5 protein-coding genes are annotated in these 4,556 nt (G+C 71.3%); 1 reads left to right on the forward strand and 4 read right to left on the reverse strand.

Annotated elements, in window-relative coordinates:
• Nucleotides 1-426 precede the first annotated feature (426 nt).
• Nucleotides 427-1,323, forward strand: a complete 897-nt coding sequence (locus tag D450_RS0128850) for a DUF4253 domain-containing protein (protein WP_017542103.1) — start codon at nt 427-429, stop codon at nt 1,321-1,323.
• Nucleotides 1,324-1,374: 51 nt separating this feature from the next.
• Here D450_RS0128850 and D450_RS0128855 read toward each other — a convergent pair whose 3' ends face one another.
• The 4 genes from D450_RS0128855 to D450_RS31600 form a co-directional block, all read right to left on the reverse strand.
• Nucleotides 1,375-1,857: an SRPBCC family protein gene (locus D450_RS0128855; protein ID WP_017542104.1), complete on the reverse strand. Its 483-nt coding sequence runs from the start codon at nt 1,855-1,857 to the stop codon at nt 1,375-1,377.
• 76 nt (nt 1,858-1,933) lie between these two features.
• Nucleotides 1,934-3,172 carry an MFS transporter gene (locus D450_RS0128860; RefSeq protein ID WP_169541703.1) on the reverse strand — a complete coding sequence of 413 codons (1,239 nt, stop codon included), beginning with the start codon at nt 3,170-3,172 and terminating at the stop codon, nt 1,934-1,936.
• 157 nt (nt 3,173-3,329) lie between these two features.
• Nucleotides 3,330-3,932, reverse strand: a complete 603-nt coding sequence (locus tag D450_RS0128865; RefSeq protein WP_017542106.1) for a TetR/AcrR family transcriptional regulator — start codon at nt 3,930-3,932, stop codon at nt 3,330-3,332.
• Between the two features lie 295 nt (nt 3,933-4,227).
• The coding region (locus D450_RS31600; RefSeq protein WP_039821158.1) for an HNH endonuclease at nt 4,228-4,556 on the reverse strand (329 nt) is incomplete at its 5' end.

Genomic DNA, 4,556 nt, shown 5'->3' on the forward strand with positions numbered 1-4,556 from the left:
CGGTTCGCCGGTGCTCAGAACCAAGTGTTCCGTTTCCGGAAGGATGCGGTCACGCCCACCGTTGTCCGGTGTTCGCTTCGACCGAGAGAAGACCGCCGCCCGAGTCCGGGGCTCTTGCCCCCGCTCTGAGCGACCTGGATGACTATAGCCGCTCGAATCCCCTACGCCAAACCGGATCCGGGGCCAGCGCCATGTGCTCTGCGCCTCCCTCCAGCCTGCCTCTCCCTCGTCCACCGCACGCCGCTCGCCCCGGCTCCGCACAGAGCCGCCGTCGAGGACGGCGCCAGAGACGGCGAACGCCCCGACCTGCCTGTTCCGTCCACCGACCCGCGCCGGGAGCACCACGGGCCTCGGCGCCCCTTGGAGATGTCCACAGTTTCGGCGGATCCCGCCGTGCTTGTCCGCGTGCATCCTTAGGGTCGCGACATGCACCTTCCTATGCCGATCCCCGTTCTGCGCACCGCCTGCGCGCAGCGCGGCCGCTCGCTCCCGGAGATGGATCGGGTCGCGGTGGACATCGCTGGGTCTCCCGTATACGTCGCCGCCGTCCCCGAGGCCGACGTCCTCCCCCTCTGGTCCTCTCTGCGCGCACTCCACGAGTCCAGCGGGTGGTGGCCCGTCCTGAGCGGCGCACCGTCCCCCGCACTCCCGCCTTGGGAGATGCTCGACGGCGCGCTCGACACCTCGGCCCTCGGTCTGGGGGACAAACACGACCCGGTCTCCCTCCTCCAGGACCTCTATGCCCGCACCTTCCTCATGGAGGACACCGACGACACCTGCCGCCACGGCTCCCCTCCGTCGGAGGCCGCTCGCTTCTCAGCGGCGGCAGAACTCGTCGAACTCTCCTCTCCGGGCCCCGCCCCGAACCTCGTCCACGACGCGGCGGACCTCGCCCAGAACCTCATCGCCGAATCCCGGCTGGCCACACCCGACCGCGGCTCCCGCTTCGCACCGGAGCCCTCCACCCCCTGGTCCGTCGCCTCCCCCAGCACCCTGCTGATGCTGGTGCGGGCGTCCGCGGGACATGAGGTCCCCGCCCTCCTGCGCTGGGGCGGCGCGGGCAACCACGCCCTGGAGGGCGACCACCACATGGCGGTACTCCGGCACTTCCACCAGGAGTACGGGGCCGACCTGGTCGGTATGACGGGCGACGTGATCGAGCTGCTGGTCGACCGCGCACCGACGACGCCCGGAGGCGCCGCCCTCGCCGCGATGGAGATGTACGCCTACTGCCCGGACATCGTCGATCAGGGGATCGGGTCCGTCGCGGCGCTCGCGGAGAAGGTCGCCCCCACCAGTGGCTGGTTCCTCTGGTGGGACTGAGGGGCGGGCACCGAGCCAGGGCTTCCGAGGGGAGCGGCGCTCCCGGTGCGGTCACTCCGCCCCGTCGGCCTCCACGTAGGCGGCCAGGTTGGTGAGGCTGGAGGCCAGGCCGGCCTCGTGGTCGGTGCGCGAGATCCCTGGCGGCACGTTCTCCGCCCTGATGGTCACCCGGGTGCCGCCGTGTTCCTCGTCGAGCAGCCAGGACATCGTCATCGTCCCGGAGAAGGAGGGGTCGTCCGCCACGAACTCCACGCGCTGCACGACCCTCTCGCCGGGAACGAGGTCGGTGAACTCCGCCTCCACGATGTCGGAGCCCTCCGTCGCCTTGCCCTTTCCCCGCCCCTTATAGGTGAGGACCATCCGGTAGCCGCCCCCTGGCCGCGGGTCGAACCGCTCCATCCGCCCGACCATGTCCGACGGCGGCAGCCACCGTTCAAGGCCGTGCCGGTCCACCATCGCCTGGTAGACGCTCTCCTTGGACGCCTTGATCCATCGGTCACCCTGATCGGTGCGTCTCTCATTCGGCTCCATCATCGGAAGCTACACATGCTGATTCCGACGCACAACGGCTACACACGAGCCCGGAAGCCCCAGGGGGAGAGAGGGGGCGTCACTCTCGAAGCCGCCTTGCCGCGCTGGGGAGCAGGGTCGCCAGACCGACAAGGGCCAGGACCGCCCCCGTCCACAACGGGGCCCGCAGACCGAATGCGTCGACCCCCAGGCCGCCGACCCACGAGCCGACCACGACGCCCATCGTGATGAAGGACGAATGCACGGTGTTGACCAGCGGACCGGCGTTCCCGATCCGCTGCACGCGGGTGATCATGGCCGGGTTCATGGTGACCCCCACGAGCCCGATCCCGGCCATGGCCACGACGGCGGGCGCCTTGTGGCCGGCGGCCAGCGCGAACGTCACCAGGAAGGCGGTGTTCAGGGCCAGCCCCGCGGCGATCACCGTCAGGGTCCTGGACACGGCGAAGCGCGCGACCACGGCGTTGCCCACCACCGTCGCGGCCCCATAGGCGAGGAGCAGCAACGGGACCGTCCCGCTGGAGAAGCCCGTGACCTCGGTGAGGATCGGCGTGAAGTAGGAGAAGGCCGCGAAGGTCGCACCGATGATGAGGGTCGAGCAGAGCATCGCGCCGATGAGCCGCGGGTCCCGCAGCACCGCGGCCTCGCGGCCGAGTCCACCGACCGCCTCCAGGTGGTCCAGGCGCGGCAGGGCGGCGGCGCTCGCGCCCGCCGCGACCACGGTGAGGACGCCGATCGCGACGAAGGCCGCCCGCCACCCCCACAGCTCACCGAGGAACGTCGCGAGCGGCAGCCCGAGCAGGGTGCCGACCATCAGCCCCTGCATCGCGACGCCGGTGGCGCGGCCACGCAGCTCCGGCCGGGTGATGCGTGCCACCACGCTCAGCGCCACGCCGAAGAAGGCGCCCGAGGCCGCGCCGGTGACCACACGCGCCACGAGCATGACGGTGTAGCCGGGCGCGGCGGCCGCGAGTGCGTTCCCGGTGAGGAAAACGGCGTAGAGCACGAGCAGGGCGGTCGTCGGGCGCAGCCGGTGCAGGGCCGTGGCGGCGACCGGCCCGCCGACGGCCATGGCCAGGGCGAACGCGGTGATGAGGTAGCCGACCTGCGGGACGCCGGTGCCGAGCCCTTCGGCCATCCGCGGCATCAGGCCGCCCACGGCGAACTCGCTGGTGACCATGGTGAAGATGCCCAGGGCCACAAGGTGGACGGCTGGCGGGACCCGCTCGCGGGGATGTCCGGGGCGCCCCTCCGACGCACCGGGCGTGCCCGGCGGGGGCGGCTCCGCGGTCGCCTCTGCTCTGTGGGTGTTCGTCATCCGGTCCCTTTCCAATATTGGACTGTGTAGACCAAAACTTCGGCAAGCGAGGCCGCGGCTCGACCCTGACAGGGCTCTCAATCACCGGCCGGCCGGGCAGGCGGAAGGGTGGGCCTTCCCGCGCTCCGGGCGGCTCCACCCCTCACCGGACGCGGCTTCAGCCGCTCAGGGCGTCCATTCCGGCCGCGGCGACCGCTTCGAGCGCGGCCGAGTCGGCACCGGCCTGCCCGGAGACGCGCATCCCCGAGATCACCGAATTGAGGTACCAGGCCAGCTCACCGGGTTCGCGGTCGGAGGTGATCGACCCGTCCAGCCGACCGTCCATCAGGGCCAGCCGCAGGGACGACAGGCGCCGGTGCAGGTCGGCCTCGACGAGCCGGGCCACTTCCGGGTCGAGGTGCGCCATCACGGTGATGGTGTTGACCGAGAAGCACCCGGGGCCGCCTTCGCCCTCACCGCCGCGGTTGGCCGCCTCGTCCTCCAGGACCAGGGCGAGCACCCGGCGGATCCGCTCGGCGCCGGGGACGCCGGGAGTGTCGAGCACCTCCGCCTGTCGGGCCGAACGGGTGGAGAGGTAGTGCGAGAGCGCCCGCTTGAACAGGTGCTCTTTGGAGATGAAGGCGTTGAACAGGCTGCTCCGGGTCAGGCCGGTCTCGGCGCACAGCTCATCGACGGACGCGGCCTCGTATCCCTTGCGCCAGAACACGCGGCAGGCCGCATCGACGACGCGCTCCTCGTCGAACTTCCGGGGTCGTCCCATGGCTGGGACGCTATCATCGTTTTGGATCATGCAGTACAAAATTCTTCGCATGATCCATTGCAGCCCCACCGAGCAGGCCGTTCACGGGGAAGTGACAGACGTAGCGGGGGAGGGGCCCCATCCGGGGCCCAAGCCTTTCCTGTGAGCCCCTCGGCGGGGGTCCTCCTGGAGAGGCAGGGGCGGCTACCCGCCGAGGCGGGAAGTTCGGTGATCCTCCGCTGGTGCACTATGTGCCCTACCCCCAGTGCTTCCCGATCCGGAGAAGCCCGTGATTCCTGGGCCTGAACCCGGTGGCCTATGCGGCCTCGGTTAGTGACCCGTCATCGTCGTCCCCGCCGGGCCCTTGCTCCGGCCGGCGGGTGGTGTCCCGGTGGCCTCCGGGGCGGTGGCCTCCGGCCCCGGAGGCCCGGGCCCGGTAGTGGGCCTGGAGGCGGCGCATGTGCTTCTCGCGGTTGTGCCGCCCGCACAGCAGCTGCGCATTGCCCAGGGTGGTGGCCCCGCCCTCCCACCACTCGGTGCGGTGGTCGCCCTGGCACCACCGCGCCGGAACCGAGCACCCCTCCTCCCACTGGCAGGTGCCCGCCGTGGCCACCAGGGCCTCGCGGACCCTGGAGGGGAAGGTGC

Origin of the sequence: Nocardiopsis halophila DSM 44494 (genome assembly GCF_000341245.1) — a bacterium.
Taxonomy (GTDB): domain Bacteria; phylum Actinomycetota; class Actinomycetes; order Streptosporangiales; family Streptosporangiaceae; genus Nocardiopsis_A; species Nocardiopsis_A halophila.